The organism is Streptomyces sp. NPDC092370 (genome assembly GCF_044755265.1).
GTDB lineage: Bacteria > Actinomycetota > Actinomycetes > Streptomycetales > Streptomycetaceae > Streptomyces.
In genome coordinates this window covers 523557-541524 of the sequence record NZ_JBIVQO010000003.1, presented here as the reverse complement: position 1 = coordinate 541524, position 17968 = coordinate 523557, and the positions used below count along the sequence as shown (strand labels likewise).

The following is a 17968-nucleotide window of genomic DNA, read 5'->3' as shown; positions in this document are numbered from 1 at the left end:
GCCACGCAGCCCCCTCGCGCGCAGGCGCCTCGCCGCTCGACGGGCCGCACAACCCCCGCCCCGAAAGCACCTCGCCGCTCGACGGCCAATGCCCATGCCCCGCGCGCAGGCGCGTCATGACTCGGAGCGCGGTTTCCCCGCGCCCCGCAGGCGTCACACCAGCGCCGGTGACTTCTTTCGTGCACCTCCCGGGGCGGCGTCTCCCGCCGCGATGCCCGTGCTGCGGTACGCCTTCACTCGCTTGCCGGCCGGGTGTGCCGCGCCCCCGCGCAGCCAGTCCACGCGGACCCACAGCAGTGCCTCGCCGTCGCGCTCCCGGCGGCCCAGCCAGGCCGACTTGAGCCACAGGCCCGCGCCGCACCCGGCCAGGAGCAAGCCCCCGGCCGCCGGGACGGCGAAGGCGCTGCCCAGAGCGGCGAGGAAGGCGAGGAGGAGCCACCAGCGGTTGCCGCGGCGCCAGTTGCGTACCGTGACCGCCCGGTCCTGCAGCACGTCGTGCTTGCCCGCGCGGGCCGCCGAGGCGGCCAGGGCCGCGTAGCGCTTGCGGCGGCTGCCGGCGACGACGGCCGCCGCCAGGACGAAGAGCGCCGCCCCGGCCAGGACGCCGATGCGGCGTCCGGTCAGGCCCGGTACCAGCGAGCCGATGCCCGCCGCGAGTACGCCCAGCCACCACAGGGGGGCCGCCCCCGCCCGTACGACGACGGCCACCCGGGCCAGCCCCTGTCCTCCACGCGTCATGTCCAGCCTCCGTTCGGTCTCCGAAGCCTTCGGAAGACGTACGTTAGCGACGCATCGTGAGACGAATCTGAGAAGACACCTCGCGTGCCGTCAGTCGACGAACAGGCCCCGCGCAGCCGCTTTCGTGTCGAACTCCTCCAGGCGGGACTGGGCCTGGGGCAGGTCGTCGCACATGGCCTCCAGCAGCACCCGGCCGAGCAGCATCGGCGCACAGGCCGTGTCGAAGGCGAGGCCGGTGCCGACCGCGGCGGGCAGCAGCAGGTCGGAGACCTTGGCGACGGGCGCGAAGGCGGAGTCGGCGACCGTGACGACGCTCAGCCCGGCCTCCTTGGCGTAGGCGAGGGTGTCGACGACCTCGCGGGGGTGCCGGGGCAGCGCGAAGCAGAGCAGTGCGGTCGCGCCGGCCCGGACGGCGGCGTCGATGCGGTCCTGGAGCATCGTGCCGCCCTCGCCGAGCAGCCGGACGTCGGGGTGGACCTTGGCGGCGAAGTAGGCGAAGCCGTGCGCCTGGGCGGCCGCGGCCCGCAGGCCGAGGACGAGGAGCGGGCGGGAGCCGGCGAGGAGCCGCCCCGCGCGCTGCACGGGAGCGGGGTCGGCCAGTGCTTCCGCCAGGTGCCGCAGGTTCTCGATCTCGGCCTCGACGGCCTGCTGGTACTCGTTGTGGGTCCCGGCCTCCGCGGCGGGTTCGGCGGGCGCGACCTCGCGCAGATGCCGGCGCAGGGCGGGATAACCGTCGAAGCCGAGGGCGACGGCGAAGCGGGTCACGGACGGCTGGCTGACCCCGGCCAGTTCGGCGAGCTCCACGCTGGACAGGAACGGCACGTCGGCGGCGCGCCGCACCATGCTGTGCGCGATGCGCCGCTGGGTCGGCGTCAGCCGGTGACCCTCGAAGAGGGCCTGCAACCGCGCGGCAGGGCTGTCGGTCACGCTCATGACGTGCTCCCCCTCGCCTATTCAGTAGCTGAGGATTCTGCATGAGCATATGCAGAGCGGCAAGCCGGACGGGAGGACGGCCGGGGCGCCGGGACGGGAAAACCCCTGCGGAACAGGGGGGCTAACCCCAGTGCGGGCGGTGCCGCCCCTTTCTACCGTGGACGGCATGACGGGAATGGACGCGCGGGACACCGACCTGAAGAGGGAACTCGACGCCACCCTGCACGCACGCAGGGATCTGGGCGAGGAGTACGAGTCGGCGCTGGTCGACTCCTTTCTGGAGAAGGTCGACCAGCGGATCGACGGCGCGGTGGAGCGCCGGGTGCGCCGGCAGTTCGCCGAACAGCAGATGCAGACGGCCCGGGACTCCCGGTCGCCGGGGGCCACGGACTCCTGGGGCGAGCGGTTCGGGTTCGGGATCGTCTCCCTGGTCCTCGCGGTGCCGCTGTCCGCGATCGGCGGGGGCGTGGCCCAGTTGCCCGGCCTGCTCGCCGCCTGGGCGGGCATCGTCGGCGTCAACGTCGTCCAGGCGGTTCGCACCAACCCGAACCTGTTCGGCCGCCGCCCGTCCCGGGACAGCGGCTGGGAGGACTGAGCGCCCCGTCCCGGCCCGGGCCGGACCTGGCGGGTCGGCAGCGCGACGATCTGCCGCAGGTTGCCCCGGCGCGGACGGCTGGTCACGTAGGCCACCAGATCGGCGAGCTGCTCGGCGGACAGCGCGCCCGCGGCGTCCAGCAATGCCCTCCACCTGCCGGGACGGTTCCGCGTCGGAGATGTGCGTGCGCAGCTCGCTCTCGACGAACCCGGGCTCGATGCCGGTGACCCCGGGGAGCTGGAAGCTGGGCGGCCGGCCACGCGGGCTGACGTCGCGTGAGGGGAGTGCGCGGGGACCGCCGCACCCCCGTGAACGGGGGGCGGGACGACGGCGGTCCCCGCGAAGGACGCGGGTCCGGCCAGGGCCGGCTTGCGCGTCCATGGCGTCCGTGGAGGTCCGGGAGCCGCTCCGGAGGTCCTTCGACGCCGCTCGGCGCCGGCCTGGGCGGGGAGCCGCTCCCGCCCCTGCCGACACCCACCAATGTGCAGGACCCGTGTTAAGCGGGTGCTGCGCGGACGTGACACCCGCGTACCGGTTCTGCGACGTCGGCGAAGATCACGGACGTCGCAAGTTCACCCGGTTCACGGGCAGTTCACCGGACGTTGGCCGTCACTTCCCCGTGCGGGCCAGGAAGGACAGCAGGTCCTGCCGGCTGACCACACCGGTCGGCTTGCCCTCGACGAGGACGATCGCCGCGTCGGCCTTGCCCAGCACGGCCATCAGGTCGGCGACGGGCTCGCCGGAGCCGACCTGGGGCAGCGGGCCGGACATGTGCTTCTCCAGCGGGTCGTCGAGCGAGGCACTCTTGCTGAACAGCGCGTCCAGCAGCTCGCGTTCCACGACCGAGCCGACGACCTCGGCGGCCATCACGTCGGGGTGGCCGGCGCCCGGCTTGACGACCGGCATCTGCGAGACGCCGTACTCGCGCAGCACCTCGATGGCCTGGCCGACCGTCTCCTCCGGGTGCATGTGGACGAGGGAGGGCATGCGGTCGCCCTCCTTGTCGTTCAGGACGTCGGCGACGCGGGCGCTGGGGCCGGTGTCCTCCAGGAAGCCGTAGTCGGCCATCCACTCGTCGTTGAAGATCTTGCTGAGATAGCCACGGCCGCTGTCCGGCAGCAGGACCACCACGACGTCGTCCGGGCCGAGCCGCTCGGCGACCTCCAGCGCGGCCACGACCGCCATGCCGCAGGAGCCGCCGACGAGCAGGCCCTCCTCCTTGGCGAGACGGCGGGTCATCTGGAAGGAGTCCTTGTCGGACACGGCGACGATCTCGTCCGCGACGCTCCGGTCGTAGGCGGTCGGCCAGAAGTCCTCACCGACGCCCTCGACGAGGTAGGGCCGGCCGGAACCGCCGGAGTAGACGGAGCCCTCCGGGTCGGCGCCGATGACCTTCACCTTGCCGTCGCTGGCCTCCTTGAGATAGCGGCCGGTCCCGGAGATGGTGCCGCCGGTGCCCACGCCCGTCACGAAGTGGGTGATCTTCCCCTCCGTCTGCTCCCACAGCTCGGGGCCGGTCGAGTGGTAGTGGGAGAGCGGGTTGTTGGGGTTGGAGTACTGGTCGGGCTTCCAGGCTCCGGGCGTCTCACGGACCAGCCGGTCGGAGACGTTGTAGTAGGAGTCCGGGTGCTCGGGGTCGACGGCGGTCGGGCACACCACGACCTCGGCGCCGTACGCGCGCAGCACGTTGATCTTGTCGGTGCTCACCTTGTCGGGGCACACGAAGATGCACTTGTAGCCCTTCTGCTGGGCGACGATGGCGAGTCCGACCCCGGTGTTGCCGCTGGTCGGCTCGACGATCGTGCCGCCGGGCTTGAGCGCGCCGCTCTCCTCCGCCGCCTCGATCATGCGCAGGGCGATCCGGTCCTTCACCGAGCCGCCGGGGTTGAAGTACTCCACCTTGGCCAGGACGGTCGCCCTGATGCCCTTGGTCACGCTGTTGAGCTTCACCAGCGGGGTGTTGCCGACGAGGCTGATCATCGAGTCGTGGAATTGCACCGTTGTCTCCGGATGCCGCAAAAGAAGTTGTCCTAGTGGTGCCGCCAGCCTATGGCCTGCCGGTGGTCCGTGACGGTCGATCACTGCCCGTTGAGATTGGGCGACGGGCTGTACGGGGCAAGCACTGGGTGTATGGGTTCGAGGAGGTGGCAGCGACGCATGACGAGCATGTCGAGGGCGAGGGTGGCCCGGCGGATCGCGGCCGGCGCGGCGTACGGCGGCGGCGGGATCGGTCTGGCCGGAGCGGCCACCGTGGGGCTGGTGCTGGCCGAGGTGCAGCTGGCGCGGCGGCGGGTGGGCAACGGCACGTCACCGCGCGTGCCGCACGCGGACGGGCTGTACGGCCCTACGTACGCCGTTCCGGGCGAGGTACCGCTGAGGCTGACGATGCTGGGTGACTCCACGGCCGCGGGCCAAGGCGTGCACCGGGGCGGGCAGACCCCCGGGGCGCTGCTGGCCTCGGGGCTCGCCGCGCTGGCGGAGCGCCCGGTGGTGCTGCGCACGGTGGCGACCCCCGGGGCCTGTTCGGACGACCTGGACCGCCAGGTGGCGCTGGTGCTGGCCGATGCCGACCCGGTGCCCGACATCTGCGTGATCATGGTCGGCGCGAACGACGTCACCCACCGCATGCCCGCGACCCGCTCGGTCCGCCACCTGGCCTCGGCGGTCCGGCGGTTGCGCACGGCCGGTGCGGAGGTCGTGGTCGGCACCTGCCCCGACCTCGGCACGATCGAGCCGGTCCGCCAGCCCTTGCGCTGGCTGGCCCGGCGGGCCTCACGCCAGCTGGCGGCCGCCCAGACGATCGGAGTCGTCGAACAGGGCGGCCGCACGGTGTCGCTGGGCGACCTGCTGGGGCCCGAGTTCGCCGAGAACCCGCGCGAGCTGTTCGGCCCGGACAGCTACCACCCCTCCGCCGAGGGCTACGCGACGGCGGCGATGGCGGTGCTGCCGACCGTGTGCGCCTCCCTGGGCCTGTGGCCCGCCGAGGAGGAGCGCCCGGACGCCTCCCGCCGCGAGGGCTTCCTGCCGGTGGCGCGGGCGGCTGCGGAGGCCGCGTCGGAGGCGGGCACGGAGGTCGCGGCGGCGATGCCGAGCGGTCCGCGCGGGCCGTGGGCCCTGCTGAAGCGCCGGCGGCGTCGGCGGGTGCCCGAGCAGGAGCCGGCCCCTGCGACGCCCTCGAACTGAGGAGGCCAGAAAAGCAAGCGCTTGGAAACTGCGGTCAGGGTCACACCGCGACACCCGTGACCCAGCCCATACGTACGGGTAACTTCCCACACAGCCCTGCCAGACCACCCGGTACGTCAATGGAGCCGTGATGCCCGAAGCCGTGATCGTCTCAGCCGCCCGCTCCCCCATCGGCCGCGCCGTCAAGGGCTCCCTCAAGGACCTCCGCCCGGACGACCTGGCGGCCACGATCGTCCAGGCCGCCCTGGCCAAGGTCCCGGAGCTGGACCCGAAGGACATCGACGACCTGATGCTCGGCTGCGGCCTGCCCGGCGGCGAGCAGGGCCACAACCTCGGCCGGATCGTGGCCGTGCAGATGGGCATGGACCACCTGCCCGGCTGCACCGTCACCCGGTACTGCTCCTCGTCCCTGCAGACCTCCCGCATGGCCCTGCACGCCATCAAGGCCGGTGAGGGCGACGTCTTCATCTCGGCGGGCGTGGAGACGGTCTCGCGGTACGCGCACGGCAGCTCGGACATGCCCGGCACGCACAACCCGCTCTTCGCCGACGCCGAGGCCCGGACCGTCGCCACCGCCCAGTCCGAGGGTTCGACCTGGCACGACCCGCGCGAGGACGGCCTGCTGCCCGACCCGTACATCGCGATGGGCCAGACCGCCGAGAACCTGGCCCGCGCCAAGGGCGTCACCCGCCAGGACATGGACGAGTTCGGCGTCCGCTCGCAGAACCTCGCCGAGGAGGCCATCAAGAACGGCTTCTGGGAGCGCGAGATCACCCCCGTGACCCTCCCCGACGGCACGGTGGTCTCCAAGGACGACGGCCCCCGCGCCGGCGTCACCCTGGAGGGCGTGCAGGGCCTCAAGCCGGTCTTCCGCCCCGACGGCATGGTCACCGCCGGCAACTGCTGCCCGCTGAACGACGGTGCCGCCGCCCTCGTGATCATGTCCGACACCAAGGCCCGCGAGCTCGGCCTCACCCCGCTCGCCCGGATCGTGTCGACCGGCGTCTCCGGCCTCTCGCCCGAGATCATGGGCCTGGGCCCGGTGGAGGCCAGCAAGCAGGCCCTGCGCCGGGCCGGGCTGACCATCGACGACATCGACCTGGTCGAGATCAACGAGGCGTTCGCCGCCCAGGTGATCCCCTCCTACCGCGACCTGGGCATCCCGCTGGAGAAGCTGAACGTCAACGGCGGCGCCATCGCCGTCGGGCACCCCTTCGGCATGACCGGCGCACGCATCACCACCACCCTCATCAACTCCCTCCAGTTCCACGACAAGCAGTTCGGCCTGGAGACGATGTGCGTCGGCGGCGGCCAGGGCATGGCCATGGTCATCGAGCGCCTCAGCTGATCGCCGTACGGTAGCCGCCATAGCACGCGCTGTGAGGTCTTGGCCCAGAACCCCGGAAACTCCGGGGTTCTGGGCTGTTTTGTGATCCAATCTCCCTCAGGATGTGACCTATCTCCCTCTCCACGGAGAGAAGCCCAGGTCACAGCAGCCCCACCCCCTCCCGCGAGACCGAAGCTCTGTCTGTTTCGTGACGCTACGCACTGACAGGTGGTTAGTCCGCCCTTCAAGCTGATGTAGGAAGTCGGGGGTCGACTTTGAACCGGGAGTACGTCAGTGAGCGCCATGCCGATCGCATTGCTGGTCACCACGGCCGCCACGGGCGCCGTGGGCGTCGCCGTCCTGCGCACCGTCCTGCAGCTGCGCCGCCAGGTCGCGGCCCTGCACACCGCGCTGGCCGAGAACCGCGCCGCCACCACCCGTGCGCTGCTGCCCGCGGCCCGCACCGCTGCCGACACCGATGAGATACGTGCCGCCGTCGCGGCGGCGCTCGCCGAGGAGCGGGAGCGGGAGCTGGCCGAGGCGCGGGCGTTCTGGGCCGCCCAGGAAGCCCGTGACGCCTCAGACGCCCCCTCCCTGCTGGGTCTGCCCGAAACCGATCTCTTCCTGCCCCGCCAGGCCGACTTCGCGGGTCTGGAACCCGTGTCCGAGCCCGGCGTGGATGCCGAGGAGCCGGCCGGTGAGTCCCCTGAGCTGGCCGCGGCCCGCCGCCGCCACCCCTCCCACCCGGACTTCGTACCGGCGCAGTCGCCGGTCGCGAACGACCACGAGCGCACCGTCACCACCCTGGAGGAGCTGGCCTCCTCCCGCGTCGAGCTGACGGACGTCCGTCCCGGCCCGCTGGGCACCCTGGACGTCTACGTCTTCGCCGACGGCACGACCCTGTGCATGACGCCGGGCCACCGCGAGACCGCCGAACGCCTCGCCACCGCCCTGCGCGCGGGCGTGACGCCGACCCTGCTGGGCGGCTCCGGCGTCTCCGGCGCCTACACGCTGACGTTCGAGTGCGGCGAGGACAACGTCTACATCCTGGCGGACCGGGTCATCGCGTCCCTGTAGGGAAACGCCCCGACAGGGGCGTGGGGCTGTATCGATGTGCGCTGCGCCGCGTGGGCGCGAGCAGCCGCGGACCACCGGGCACCCGCGTACGGACGCTCAGACCCCCGCCCGTTTCTGCGCCTCCTCCACCAACGTCACCGCCTCCTCGACATCGGCATCACCAGGAATCACCACGGCCAGATCATGCACGGCGACGGTGATCTGATCTGCCGCTGCAAACATCCCCGCATCCGGCATCTCCCGAGGCTCCACGCCCTCGAGCACCTGCGCCCTGCGGGCCAGCTCCCGGGCCAGCCCGAGAGCCTCGGCGGCAGCGCCCCGCTGCAACCGGCTCTGGGGCGCGGCCCTCAAACGATCGGCGAAGTGCTCCACCGCACGGGTCAGAGGCGTCGTATCAACCACGCCGCGAGCGTACGCGTCGCACCGGGACTGTTGCCAACGGGCGAACACTCAGGCACGGTGACCTGAAGGACCGGCTTACATCCCAGCGTCCGGAGGCGCCGATGTCCCAAGTCTTCTCCGAAGAGACCCACCGCAACATGCTCGCCCGCATCCCCCACTGCACCGGTCGTGAGATCTCCGACTGGTTGCGCACCGTCGAAGACGGCCCGGCGCTCTTCCGCTTCGAGGAAAAGGTCAGCTGGCTCCGGCACGAACACAACCTCGCGTACGGCCACGCCAAGGCGATCATCCACGAGTACGACCTGAGGAGGGCCGCGCGCAAACTCCTCTAGCGCGCACCGTCCCGCAGACGACGAAGAGCCCCGGCCGGAGCCGGGGCCCTTCGCGTACGACCGTCGGAGACTAGTCGTTGCTGTTGAGGATCGAGATGATCCTCAGGAACTCCATGTAGATCCACACCAGCGTCAGCGTGAGGCCGAAGGCCGCGAGCCACGCCTCCTCGCGCGGGGCGCCGTAGGCGACGCCGTCCTCGACCTGCTTGAAGTCCAGGGCGAGGAAGCAGGCGCCGAGGATGATGCCGATGACGCCGAAGACGACGCCGAGGGCACCACTGCGGAACCCGAGGCCGTCACCGCCGCCGAACACCGCGAACAGCAGGTTCACGGTCATCAGCAGGATGAAGCCGAGCGCGGCCGCCATCACGAAGCCGTAGAAGCGGCGGTTGACGCGGATCCAGCCGGCCTTGTAGGCGATCAGCACACCGGCGAAGACCGCCATGGTGCCGATCACGGCCTGCATGGCCGCGCCGCTGGCGATGCGGTTGTCGACGATGTTGGACACGACGCCGAGGAAGACACCCTCGAACGCGGCGTACGTCAGGATCAGCGCGGGCGAGGCCTTGCGCTTGAAGGACTGGACGAACGCCAGGACCATGCCGATCAGCGCGGCGCCGATACCGATGCCGTAGCTACGGCTGATGTTGGCGTCGTCGACCGGCAGCAGGGCCCAGGAGAGCGCCGCGGTGAGGATGAGCACGCCGAGCGTGCTCGCCGTGCGCAGGACGACGTCGTCGATGGTCATCCGGCCGGCGGCGGCCGGGGCCTGCGGCGGAGCGCCGTACTGCAGGTCCTGCTGGGCGTAAGGGTTCTGCGCGTACGGGTTCTGCGCGTACTGGCCGCCCGTGGGCTGCGCGTACGGGTTGCCCTGGGTGGCGACAGCGGGACCCCCGGCCTGCGGCGCGGTGTTGAAGCCCGCGTAGCCGTTGTCGCGGCTGAACCCCCGTCGCGAGAAGACCGGGTTTCTGCTCCTCATTTCACTCCTCCATGGCCACCAGGCGTGGCCTTGGCTCAAGAGTAATAGGTAGGCAAAGGAATGACCCTACTGCTTGGGGAGGATCTTTCCCTCGTCGTGCTGCGCAACACGCTACGTGGCTTCCTGATTCCCCTCACCCCAGGGGGTCACTCCCGGCTCACCCGAAAGGGAAGCCCGTGTACGCCTCGGCCAGGTCCGTCTCGGCGGCGCGGGAGGTCGCGATCCGCTCCAGCCGGGCGAGCTGGAGCCGGTCCTCGAAGGGGGTCGCGCCGGGCATGCGGTGCAGGAGGGTCGTCATGTCGTAGGAGAACCGCTCGGCCTGCCAGACCCGGCGCAAACAGGTCGCGGAGTAGGCGTCGAGCAGGGCCGGGGATCCGGTCTCCTGCTGGTGGGTCAGGGCCCGCGCGAAGGTCACGACGTCTCCGACGGCGAGGTTGAGGCCCTTGGCCCCGGTCGGCGGGACGATGTGCGCCGCGTCACCGGCGAGGAAGAGGCGGCCGTGCCGCATGGGCTCGTGGACGTAGGAGCGCATGGGGGTGACCGACTTCTGGGTGATCGGGCCGCGCGCGAGGCGCCAGTCGTCGGCGGTCTCGAACCGGCGCTCCAGCTCGTCCCAGATCTCCTCGTCGCTCCACGTACCGGCGTCGGTGCCGTCGGGCACTTGGAGGTAGAGGCGGGAGACGGCCGGCGAGCGCATGGAGAGCAGCGCGAAGCCGCGGTCGTGTCGGGCGTAGACGAGCTCGTCGTGCGAGGGCGGCACGTCGGCGAGGACGCCGAGCCAGCCGAAGGGGTACGTCCGCTCGAAGACCTGGGTGAGTGCGGTGGGGATCGCCTTGCGGGCCACACCCCAGAAGCCGTCGCAGCCGACCACGTAGGCGCACTCCAGGACGTCCTCGCGGCCCTCGTGCCGGAAGCGGATGCGCGGGGTGTCGGTGCCGGCGTCCTCCACGGCCAGCGCTTCGGCCTCGAAGAGCAGGGGCCCGCCCTCCTGGAGCCGGAGGGCGATGAGGTCCTTGCAGACCTCGGTCTGGGCGTAGACGGTCACGGACCGGCCGCCGGTGAGAGCGGGGAAGTCGACGCGGTGGCGTCTGCGGTCGAAGCGCAGTTCGATGCCGTCGTGGCGCAGCCCCTCGCGGTCCATGCGCTCCCCCGCGCCGGCCGCGCGCAACACGTCCGCCGTGCCCTGCTCCAGGATCCCGGCGCGCTGCCGCCGCTCGACGTAGGAGCGGTCGCGGCTCTCCAGGACGACCGCGTCGATGCCGGCGTTGTGCAGCAGCCGGGCCAGGAGGAGGCCTGCGGGACCCGCTCCGATGATGCCGACGGTGGTGCGCATCGGACGACCCCTTTCCCCGTGACGTTCGTCAGGTGAACTTTCTTTCACCAATGTGCTGCGAGTCTCCGACGGCATGCGGCCGCTGTCAACGGGCGCGCCGTGAACTCTTCAATGGACCACGCAAGGATCGGATGGTGCCCGGAGCCGGACTCGAACCGGCACGCCCGCGAAGGGGCAGCGAGGTTTAAGCTCGCCGTGTCTGCATTCCACCATCCGGGCAGGCCGTGGGCTCCGCATCGAGTGTCCGAGACTATCCGGGACGGGTCCCCCGAACAGCGGAAGCGTGGACCGATGTTGTCTTATTTTATTGACGTCTGAGGGTGCATCAGCACACGGAACGCGCCATCCGCACTTGCCAATAGCCTTGCGTGCGGCAGTCGGCCGCGTATGCGGAATGACGGAATTTCACCGCCTGAACGAGGGCACTCCACCTGTTCTCGACACCCGGAACCATCGGTTCCTGACACCGGGGCCTCTGAGGGGTGTTCGTCATCCCCAGGTATGACACTTCCCCGCGCGGTCCGACTGCAGTCGGCCTCAGGAACGGGAACAACGGGTGACTACACGGCGGCGTTCGACCCGGACGATGGAACACGACCTTCCCCGTGCACAGCCGTCCGACAGGAGAGCCATCCCGTGACCACCGCATCCCTCGCCGACCGGGCAACCAACGTGGCCGCGCGCGCCACGGATCTGTCGAAGATCTACGGCCAGGGCGAGACCCAGGTGGTCGCCCTGGACCGGGTCTCCGTCGACTTCCGGCAGGCCGAGTTCACCGCGATCATGGGACCGTCCGGTTCCGGCAAGTCGACCCTCATGCACTGCGTGGCCGGTCTCGACACGTTCTCCTCCGGGTCGGTGCGCATCGGCGACACCGAGCTGGGCTCCCTGAAGGACAAGCAGCTGACCAAGCTGCGCCGGGACAAGATCGGCTTCATCTTCCAGGCGTTCAACCTGCTGCCGACGCTGACGGCGCTGGAGAACATCACCCTTCCGATGGACATCGCGGGGCGCAAGCCGGACAAGGAGTGGCTGGACTCCGTGATCGCCATGGTCGGCCTGGCCGACCGGCTCGGCCACCGGCCCGCCCAGCTCTCCGGCGGCCAGCAGCAGCGCGTCGCCGTGGCCCGGGCGCTGGCTTCCCGGCCCGAGATCATCTTCGGTGACGAGCCCACCGGAAACCTCGACTCGCGTTCCGGGGCCGAGGTTTTGGGCTTCCTGCGCAACTCCGTGCGGGAAATGGGCCAGACCGTCGTGATGGTGACCCACGACCCGGTGGCCGCGTCCTACGCGGACCGCGTGGTCTTCCTCGCGGACGGCCGGATCGTCGACGAGATGCACCGGCCGACGGCCGACACGGTCCTCGACTTCATGAAGCAGTTCGACGCCAAGGGCCGCACCAGCTGATTCCCCGTCAGGACCGACAGGACTGAGAACCGCCACCATGTTCCGTACCGCCTTGCGCAACGTACTCGCGCACAAGGCCCGGCTGCTGATGACCGTGCTCGCCGTGATGCTCGGCGTCGCGTTCGTCTCCGGCACCCTGGTCTTCGCCGACACCCTCTCCAACGCCTTCCGCAACCAGTCGGCGAAGAGCTACGACGACGTCGCCGTCTCCGTCTCCTCGTACGCCGATCCGGACAACCCCGAGGAGGAGCCGGGTCTGACCGGCAAGGTCCTCGACAGGATCTCCGCCGTGGACGGCGTCGCCGGGGTGTACGGCCGCGTCGAGGGCTTCGCCGGGGTCGCCGACCCCGACGGGAAGCTGATCGGCGTCGGCTGGTCCAACAAGGGCTCCAACTTCGCCCCCGCCAAGGACGGCAAGGACACCGCCTACACCTTCACCGACGGCTCCGGCCCGGTGAAGGACGACCAGATCGCCCTGGACCAGGAGTCCGCCGCCAAGGGTGAGTACAAGGTCGGCGACCGGGTGCGCGTCGCGACCAACGGCCCGGTGAAGGAGTACACCCTCAGCGGTGTGTTCACCACCGAGGACGGCGCCGTCAACGCCGGCGGCAGCCTCGTCCTCTTCGACACCGCCGTGGCCCAGAGGCAGTACCTGAAGCCGGGCTACTTCGAGAGCGTCACCGTCACCGCCGCCCCCGGCGCGAACGACACGAGGATCCTGAACGCGGTCAAGCCGCTGCTGCCGGACACCGCCGAGGCGCGGACCGGCCAGGCGCTCGCTGACGAGCAGGCCGAGCAGATCGAACAGGGCATGGGCAACCTCAAGCAGGTCCTGCTCGGCTTCGCGGGCATCGCGCTCTTCGTCGGGATCTTCCTGATCTCGAACACGTTCACAATGCTGGTCGCCCAGCGCACCAAGGAGATCGCCCTGATGCGCGCCGTCGGCGCGTCCCGCAAGCAGATCACCCGCTCGGTGCTCGCCGAGGCCGCGCTGGTGGGCCTGGTGGCCTCGGCCGTCGGCTTCGTCCTCGGCATCGGTCTTGCCGTCGGACTGCGCTCGGGCATGGCCGCGTTCGACATGAAGATGCCGGACGGCCCGCTGATCCTGTCCGCCACGCCGGTGATCGCGGCGGTCTCGGTGGGTGTGCTGATCACGATGCTCGCCGCCTGGCTGCCCGGCCGCCGGGCCGCGAAGATCCCGCCGGTGGCGGCCATGAACAGCGTCCACGCCGTGGCCACCACCAAGTCGCTGGTGCTGCGCAACTCCATCGGTGCGGCCGTCACCGCCCTCGGCGCGGTGGGGATCGTGGCGGGTGCCTCGACCGGCGGCGACGACGGCCGGATGTACATCGGGGCAGGCGCGTTCCTCGCGCTGATCGGCGTGATCATCCTGATCCCGCTGCTGTCCCGGCCCGTGATCGCGCTCGTCCGTCCGCTGCTCGTCGGCCCCTTCGGGGTGGCCGGCAAGCTGGCGGGCCAGAACGCGGTCCGCAACCCGCGCCGGACCGGGGCCACCGCCTCGGCGCTGGCGATCGGGCTGACGCTGGTGACCGGCCTGTCAGTGCTCGGCGTCACGGTCGGTACGGCCATCGACAAGATGACCACGGACAACATCAAGGCCGACTACATGGTCTCGATGGCCAACGGCGGTGACCTCGACCGGTCGGCGCTGACGGCGCTGGAGAAGGCCGAGGGCGTGTCCGCCGTCTCGCCGCAGCAGGACGTCTACTTCCAGCTCGACGGCAAGGACTACGTGTCCGCCTCGGCGGTCACCCCGGGCGCCATCGAGAAGGTGCTGGCCGTCGACGTCGTCAGCGGCAGCGCGGGCTCGCTCGCCGAGGGCCGGATCGCGGTCGCCGAGAAGACGGCGAAGAGCAGGGGCTGGAAGACCGGCGACACGCTCCCCGTCACCTTCGGCGACGACAAGAAGGCCACGCTGACGGTCGGCGCCGTCTACAAGGACAGCGAGTTCCTCTCCCCCGTCCTCGTCGACCGGAAGGTCGTGGACCGGCACGAGACGAAGCCGTCCATCCGGCAGATCTTCGTGAAGGTCGAGGGCGGCCAGACCGCGGCGAACGAGAAGGTCCTCATCGACGCGCTGGGCGACAACCCCGCGATCACGGTGATGGACCGGCAGGACATCCGCAACGAGTTCGGCGGCGCCATCAACACCCTGCTGAACATCATGTACGGCCTGCTGGCGATGGCCCTGATCATCGCGGTGCTGGGCGTCGTCAACACCCTCGCGATGTCGGTCTTCGAGCGACAGCAGGAGATCGGCATGCTGCGCGCGATCGGTCTGGACCGGCGCCGGGTGAAGCGGATGGTCCGGCTGGAGGCCGTCGTCATCTCGGTGTTCGGCGCGCTGGTCGGCATCGGTCTCGGCGCGTTCCTCGGCTGGGCGATCGGCGAGACCTTCGCGGACCAGATCCCGGGGTACGCGCTGGTCCTGCCCTGGGACCGGATCGGGATCTTCCTGGTGCTGGCCGGTCTGGTCGGCGTCCTGGCCGCGATGTGGCCGGCCCGCAACGCCGCGAGGCTGAACATGCTGAACGCGATCAAGACCGAGTGACCTCGCCTCACCGCCGTACACCGAAGGGCCGGACTCCCCGCGACGGGGAGTCCGGCCCTTGCGGTCGTGTCCGGATCAACCGCGGCCGGGCGTAGCCCACACGCGGGCCCGCAACGGCATCCCGGAGGCGCCCGAGTCCGGGGTGCGGACGGCCAGGACCTGGTTGACGCCGATGCGGTTGCGTTCGAAGGCCAGGGCCGAGGCCGCCATGTACAGGCGCCAGACCCGGGTGCGGCCGGGGCCGGCCAGCCGCACGGCGCGCTGCCAGTCGGCCTCCAGGCGGGCGACCCAGTGGCGCAGGGTGAGGGCGTAGTGCTCGCGGATCGCCTCGACGTCGCGTACCTCGAACCCGGCGCGCTCCAGCTGAGCCACGGTGCTGCCGATCGGCTGGAGCTCGCCGCCGGGGAAGACGTAGGAGTCGATGAACGCGTCGACGCTGTAGGTCGTCTCGTCGCGCTGCGGGCGGCGGGCGATCTGGTGGTTGAGGAGCCGCCCGCCGGGCTTGAGCAGGTGGTACAGGTCGGCGGCGTACTCCAGGTACCGGTCGGCGCCGACGTGTTCGGCCATGCCGATGGAGGAAATCGCGTCGTAGGGCCCGTCACGGACGTCGCGGTAGTCCTGGACGCGGATCTCGACCTTGTCGGTGAGGCCCTCGCCGGCGACGCGCTTGCGGGCGTAGGCGGCCTGCTCCTGGGAGAGCGTGACGCCGACGACGCTCACGCCGTGCTCGCGAGCGGCGTGGACGGCCATGGAGCCCCAGCCGCAGCCGACGTCCAGGAGCCGCCGGCCGGGTCTCAGGCCGAGCTTGCGGCAGACGAGTTCGAGCTTGTCGTGCTGGGCCTGTTCGAGGGTGCTGTCCGGGGCGGGCCAGTAGGCGCAGGAGTACACCATGGACGGGCCGAGGACGATCTCGTAGAAGTCGTTGCCGACGTCGTAGTGGTGGCTGATGGCGCGCCGGTCGGTGTGCTTGGTGTGCAGGTGGCGGCGGGGGCGGCGGGCCTCCTCGCGGGGCGGGACCGGCGGCAGCGGCGCCCCGGCCAGCTTGACCAGTCCGCGGACGGCGGCACGGACCTCGGGGTCGCGCAGGGCCTGGGCGAGGGTGCGGGCGTCCTCGCCGCGTTCCCAGATGAGCCCGGACAGCAGGTCGAGGGTGGTGTAGAGGTCGCCCTCGATGTCGAGGTCGCCCGCGACCCAGGCGCGGGCCAGTCCCAGTTCACCGGGCTTCCACAGCAGGCGGCGCAGCGCTCGGCGGTTGCGCACCACCAGGGTCGGCGCGCCCGGCGGGCCCGCCAGCGATCCGTCCCAGGCGCGGATGCGCACCGGGAGCGGTGCTCCCAGCAACTGTGTGAAGAGGCCCTGCAGCCGCTGCGCGGCGTCTGCCATGGTGTACACCTCCATGACGCGGAATCCTGGAATGTCCGACACCACTAAACACTCGCGGGGCTTCGGCGCAGTCTCCGGCGCGCGTCATGTCTGGGCAAAGCCGGTAGGTCCCCGGCCCGGCAGGAAAGTCCGGAAAACGCCGACGGGCCTCCCGCACCACGGATGGCGGGAGGCCCTTCGTCAGACGGTTGACCGACCGGAGGTCAGGAGGCCTTGGCCTTCTCCTCGGTCTTCTCCTTCGGCGCGGCGGCGACCGGGGCCGGCTTGGCGGCCTCGTAGAACTCCTCGCGCGGCGTCTCGATGGCGCCGAGCGAGACGACCTCGCGCTTGAGGAACATGCCGAGGGTCCAGTCGGCGAAGACGCGGATCTTGCGGTTCCAGGTCGGCATCGCCAGACCGTGGTAGCCACGGTGCATGTACCAGGCGAGACGGCCCTTGAGCTTGATCTTCATCTTGCCCATGACGATCATCGCGACGCCCTTGTGGAGGCCGAGACCGGCCACCGCGCCCTTGTTGGCGTGGGCGTAGTCCTTCTGCGGGAAGCCCCGCATGCCGGACACCACGTTGTCGCCGAGGACCCGGGCCTGGCGCAGCGCGTGCTGGGCGTTCGGCGGGCACCAGGCGTTCTCGTTGCCCGCCTTGCGGCCGACGAGGTCCGGGACCTGGGCGTTGTCGCCGGCGGCCCAGATGTAGTCGGTGCCCTTGACCTGGAGGGTCGGCTCGCAGTCGACGTGACCGCGGGGGCCGAGCGGCAGGCCGTAGCGGGCGAGGGCCGGGTTGGGCTTGACGCCGGCGGTCCACACGATGGTGCTGGAGTCGACCTCGAGGCCGTTCTTCAGCACCACGTGGCCGTCGACGCAGGAGTCCATGGAGGTGGACAGGTAGACCTCGACGCCGCGGCCCTCGAGGTGCTCCTTGCCGTACGTGCCGAGCTTGGGGCCGACCTCGGGGAGGATCTTGTCGGCGGCGTCGACCAGGATGAAGCGCATGTCCTCGCGGGACACGTTCTTGTAGTACTTGGCCGCGTCCCGGGCCATGTCCTCGACCTCACCGATGGTCTCCGCACCGGCGAAACCGCCGCCCACGAAGACGAACGTGAGCGCCTTGCGGCGGATCTCCTCGTCGGTGGTGGAGTCGGCCTTGTCGAGCTGCTCGAGGACGTGGTTGCGCAGGCCGATGGCCTCCTCGATGCCCTTCATGCCGATGCCCTGCTCGGCGAGGCCGGGGATCGGGAAGGTGCGGGAGACCGCGCCGAGCGCGATCACCAGGTAGTCGAAGGGCAGCTCGTAGGCCTCGCCGACCAGCGGGGAGACCGTGGCGACCTTGCGGTCCTGGTCGATGGTGGTGACCCGGCCGGTGAGGACCTCCGCCTTGGGCAGCACGCGTCGCAGCGGGACGACGACGTGGCGCGGGGAGATGTTGCCGGCGGCGGCTTCGGGGAGGAAGGGCTGGTAGGTCATGTACGACCGGGGGTCGACGACCGTGACGGTCGCCTCGCCGTAGCGCATCTTCTTCTGGATGCGCCGAGCTGCGTACAGGCCTACGTACCCACCGCCTACTACGAGGATCCTGGGACGCTCCGTGGTGCTCATGCCATCGAGTATCCACCCGTCTCAGGGGGGTGGCTCGTGCGCCCCTTCACAAGCTTGGGTGGGGTGTGTGCTATCCTCCGCCGCCCGCGTGATCCATGTCATGGTGACAACCGGG

15 protein-coding genes and 1 tRNA gene are annotated in these 17968 nt (G+C 70.8%); 7 read left to right on the top strand and 9 right to left on the bottom strand.

Annotated features, from left to right (window positions below; translation table 11 throughout):
* Nucleotides 1–153: 153 nt before the first annotated feature.
* Together ACIQHQ_RS13700 and ACIQHQ_RS13695 are read right to left on the bottom strand one after the other, a co-directional pair.
* The gene (locus ACIQHQ_RS13700; protein ID WP_402612114.1) at nt 154–738 is read right to left on the bottom strand and encodes a hypothetical protein; all 585 of its coding nucleotides are present in this window, start codon (nt 736–738) and stop codon (nt 154–156) included.
* Between the two features lie 90 nt (nt 739–828).
* A complete protein-coding gene (locus ACIQHQ_RS13695; RefSeq protein WP_402612113.1) occupies nt 829–1671 on the bottom strand; it encodes a MurR/RpiR family transcriptional regulator in 843 nt (280 codons plus the stop codon).
* 175 nt (nt 1672–1846) lie between these two features.
* Between ACIQHQ_RS13695 and ACIQHQ_RS13690 the strand changes: the two genes are divergently transcribed.
* The gene (locus tag ACIQHQ_RS13690; RefSeq protein WP_402612182.1) at nt 1847–2266 is read left to right on the top strand and encodes a hypothetical protein; all 420 of its coding nucleotides are present in this window, start codon (nt 1847–1849) and stop codon (nt 2264–2266) included.
* Nucleotides 2267–2875: 609 nt separating this feature from the next.
* On the opposite strand, the gene ACIQHQ_RS13685 is transcribed toward ACIQHQ_RS13690, so the two are convergent.
* Nucleotides 2876–4264, bottom strand: a complete 1389-nt coding sequence (locus tag ACIQHQ_RS13685; RefSeq protein ID WP_402612112.1) for a cystathionine beta-synthase — start codon at nt 4262–4264, stop codon at nt 2876–2878.
* A gap of 159 nt (nt 4265–4423) precedes the next feature.
* On the opposite strand from ACIQHQ_RS13685, the gene ACIQHQ_RS13680 reads away from it, so the two are divergent.
* From ACIQHQ_RS13680 to ACIQHQ_RS13670, 3 genes are all read left to right on the top strand, one after another.
* A complete protein-coding gene (locus tag ACIQHQ_RS13680) occupies nt 4424–5449 on the top strand; it encodes an SGNH/GDSL hydrolase family protein (protein ID WP_402612111.1) in 1026 nt (341 codons plus the stop codon).
* Between the two features lie 130 nt (nt 5450–5579).
* Nucleotides 5580–6797, top strand: a complete 1218-nt coding sequence (locus ACIQHQ_RS13675; RefSeq protein ID WP_402612110.1) for an acetyl-CoA C-acetyltransferase — start codon at nt 5580–5582, stop codon at nt 6795–6797.
* Between the two features lie 273 nt (nt 6798–7070).
* Nucleotides 7071–7853, top strand: coding sequence for a hypothetical protein (locus ACIQHQ_RS13670; RefSeq protein ID WP_402612109.1), 783 nt, complete (start codon nt 7071–7073; stop codon nt 7851–7853).
* Nucleotides 7854–7949: 96 nt separating this feature from the next.
* Here ACIQHQ_RS13670 and ACIQHQ_RS13665 read toward each other — a convergent pair whose 3' ends face one another.
* Nucleotides 7950–8255, bottom strand: coding sequence for a hypothetical protein (locus ACIQHQ_RS13665; protein ID WP_402612108.1), 306 nt, complete (start codon nt 8253–8255; stop codon nt 7950–7952).
* 101 nt (nt 8256–8356) lie between these two features.
* Here ACIQHQ_RS13665 and ACIQHQ_RS13660 point away from each other — a divergent pair, with 101 nt between their 5' ends.
* Nucleotides 8357–8587: a DUF4287 domain-containing protein gene (locus ACIQHQ_RS13660; protein ID WP_031102797.1), complete on the top strand. Its 231-nt coding sequence runs from the start codon at nt 8357–8359 to the stop codon at nt 8585–8587.
* A gap of 70 nt (nt 8588–8657) precedes the next feature.
* Here the strand turns inward: ACIQHQ_RS13660 and ACIQHQ_RS13655 are convergent, their stop codons facing one another.
* From ACIQHQ_RS13655 to ACIQHQ_RS13645, 3 genes are all read right to left on the bottom strand, one after another.
* Nucleotides 8658–9566 carry a Bax inhibitor-1/YccA family protein gene (locus tag ACIQHQ_RS13655; protein ID WP_402612107.1) on the bottom strand — a complete coding sequence of 303 codons (909 nt, stop codon included), beginning with the start codon at nt 9564–9566 and terminating at the stop codon, nt 8658–8660.
* A 157-nt stretch (nt 9567–9723) separates the two neighbouring features.
* The gene (locus ACIQHQ_RS13650; protein ID WP_402612106.1) at nt 9724–10899 is read right to left on the bottom strand and encodes a 4-hydroxybenzoate 3-monooxygenase; all 1176 of its coding nucleotides are present in this window, start codon (nt 10897–10899) and stop codon (nt 9724–9726) included.
* A 132-nt stretch (nt 10900–11031) separates the two neighbouring features.
* Nucleotides 11032–11118 (bottom strand) — tRNA-Leu (locus tag ACIQHQ_RS13645).
* A gap of 417 nt (nt 11119–11535) precedes the next feature.
* On the opposite strand from ACIQHQ_RS13645, the gene ACIQHQ_RS13640 reads away from it, so the two are divergent.
* Entirely contained in the window at nt 11536–12306 is a 771-nt protein-coding gene (locus tag ACIQHQ_RS13640) for an ABC transporter ATP-binding protein (protein ID WP_402612105.1), read from the top strand.
* 37 nt (nt 12307–12343) lie between these two features.
* Complete coding sequence (locus ACIQHQ_RS13635; RefSeq protein ID WP_402612104.1) at nt 12344–14878, top strand: ABC transporter permease; 2535 nt, start codon at nt 12344–12346, stop codon at nt 14876–14878.
* Nucleotides 14879–14953: 75 nt separating this feature from the next.
* Here ACIQHQ_RS13635 and ACIQHQ_RS13630 read toward each other — a convergent pair whose 3' ends face one another.
* Together ACIQHQ_RS13630 and ACIQHQ_RS13625 are read right to left on the bottom strand one after the other, a co-directional pair.
* Nucleotides 14954–16261 carry a class I SAM-dependent methyltransferase gene (locus ACIQHQ_RS13630; protein WP_402612103.1) on the bottom strand — a complete coding sequence of 436 codons (1308 nt, stop codon included), beginning with the start codon at nt 16259–16261 and terminating at the stop codon, nt 14954–14956.
* A 203-nt stretch (nt 16262–16464) separates the two neighbouring features.
* Nucleotides 16465–17853 (bottom strand): NAD(P)/FAD-dependent oxidoreductase, encoded by a 1389-nt coding sequence (locus tag ACIQHQ_RS13625; protein WP_402612101.1) that lies wholly within the window; start codon nt 17851–17853, stop codon nt 16465–16467.
* Nucleotides 17854–17968: the final 115 nt, after the last annotated feature.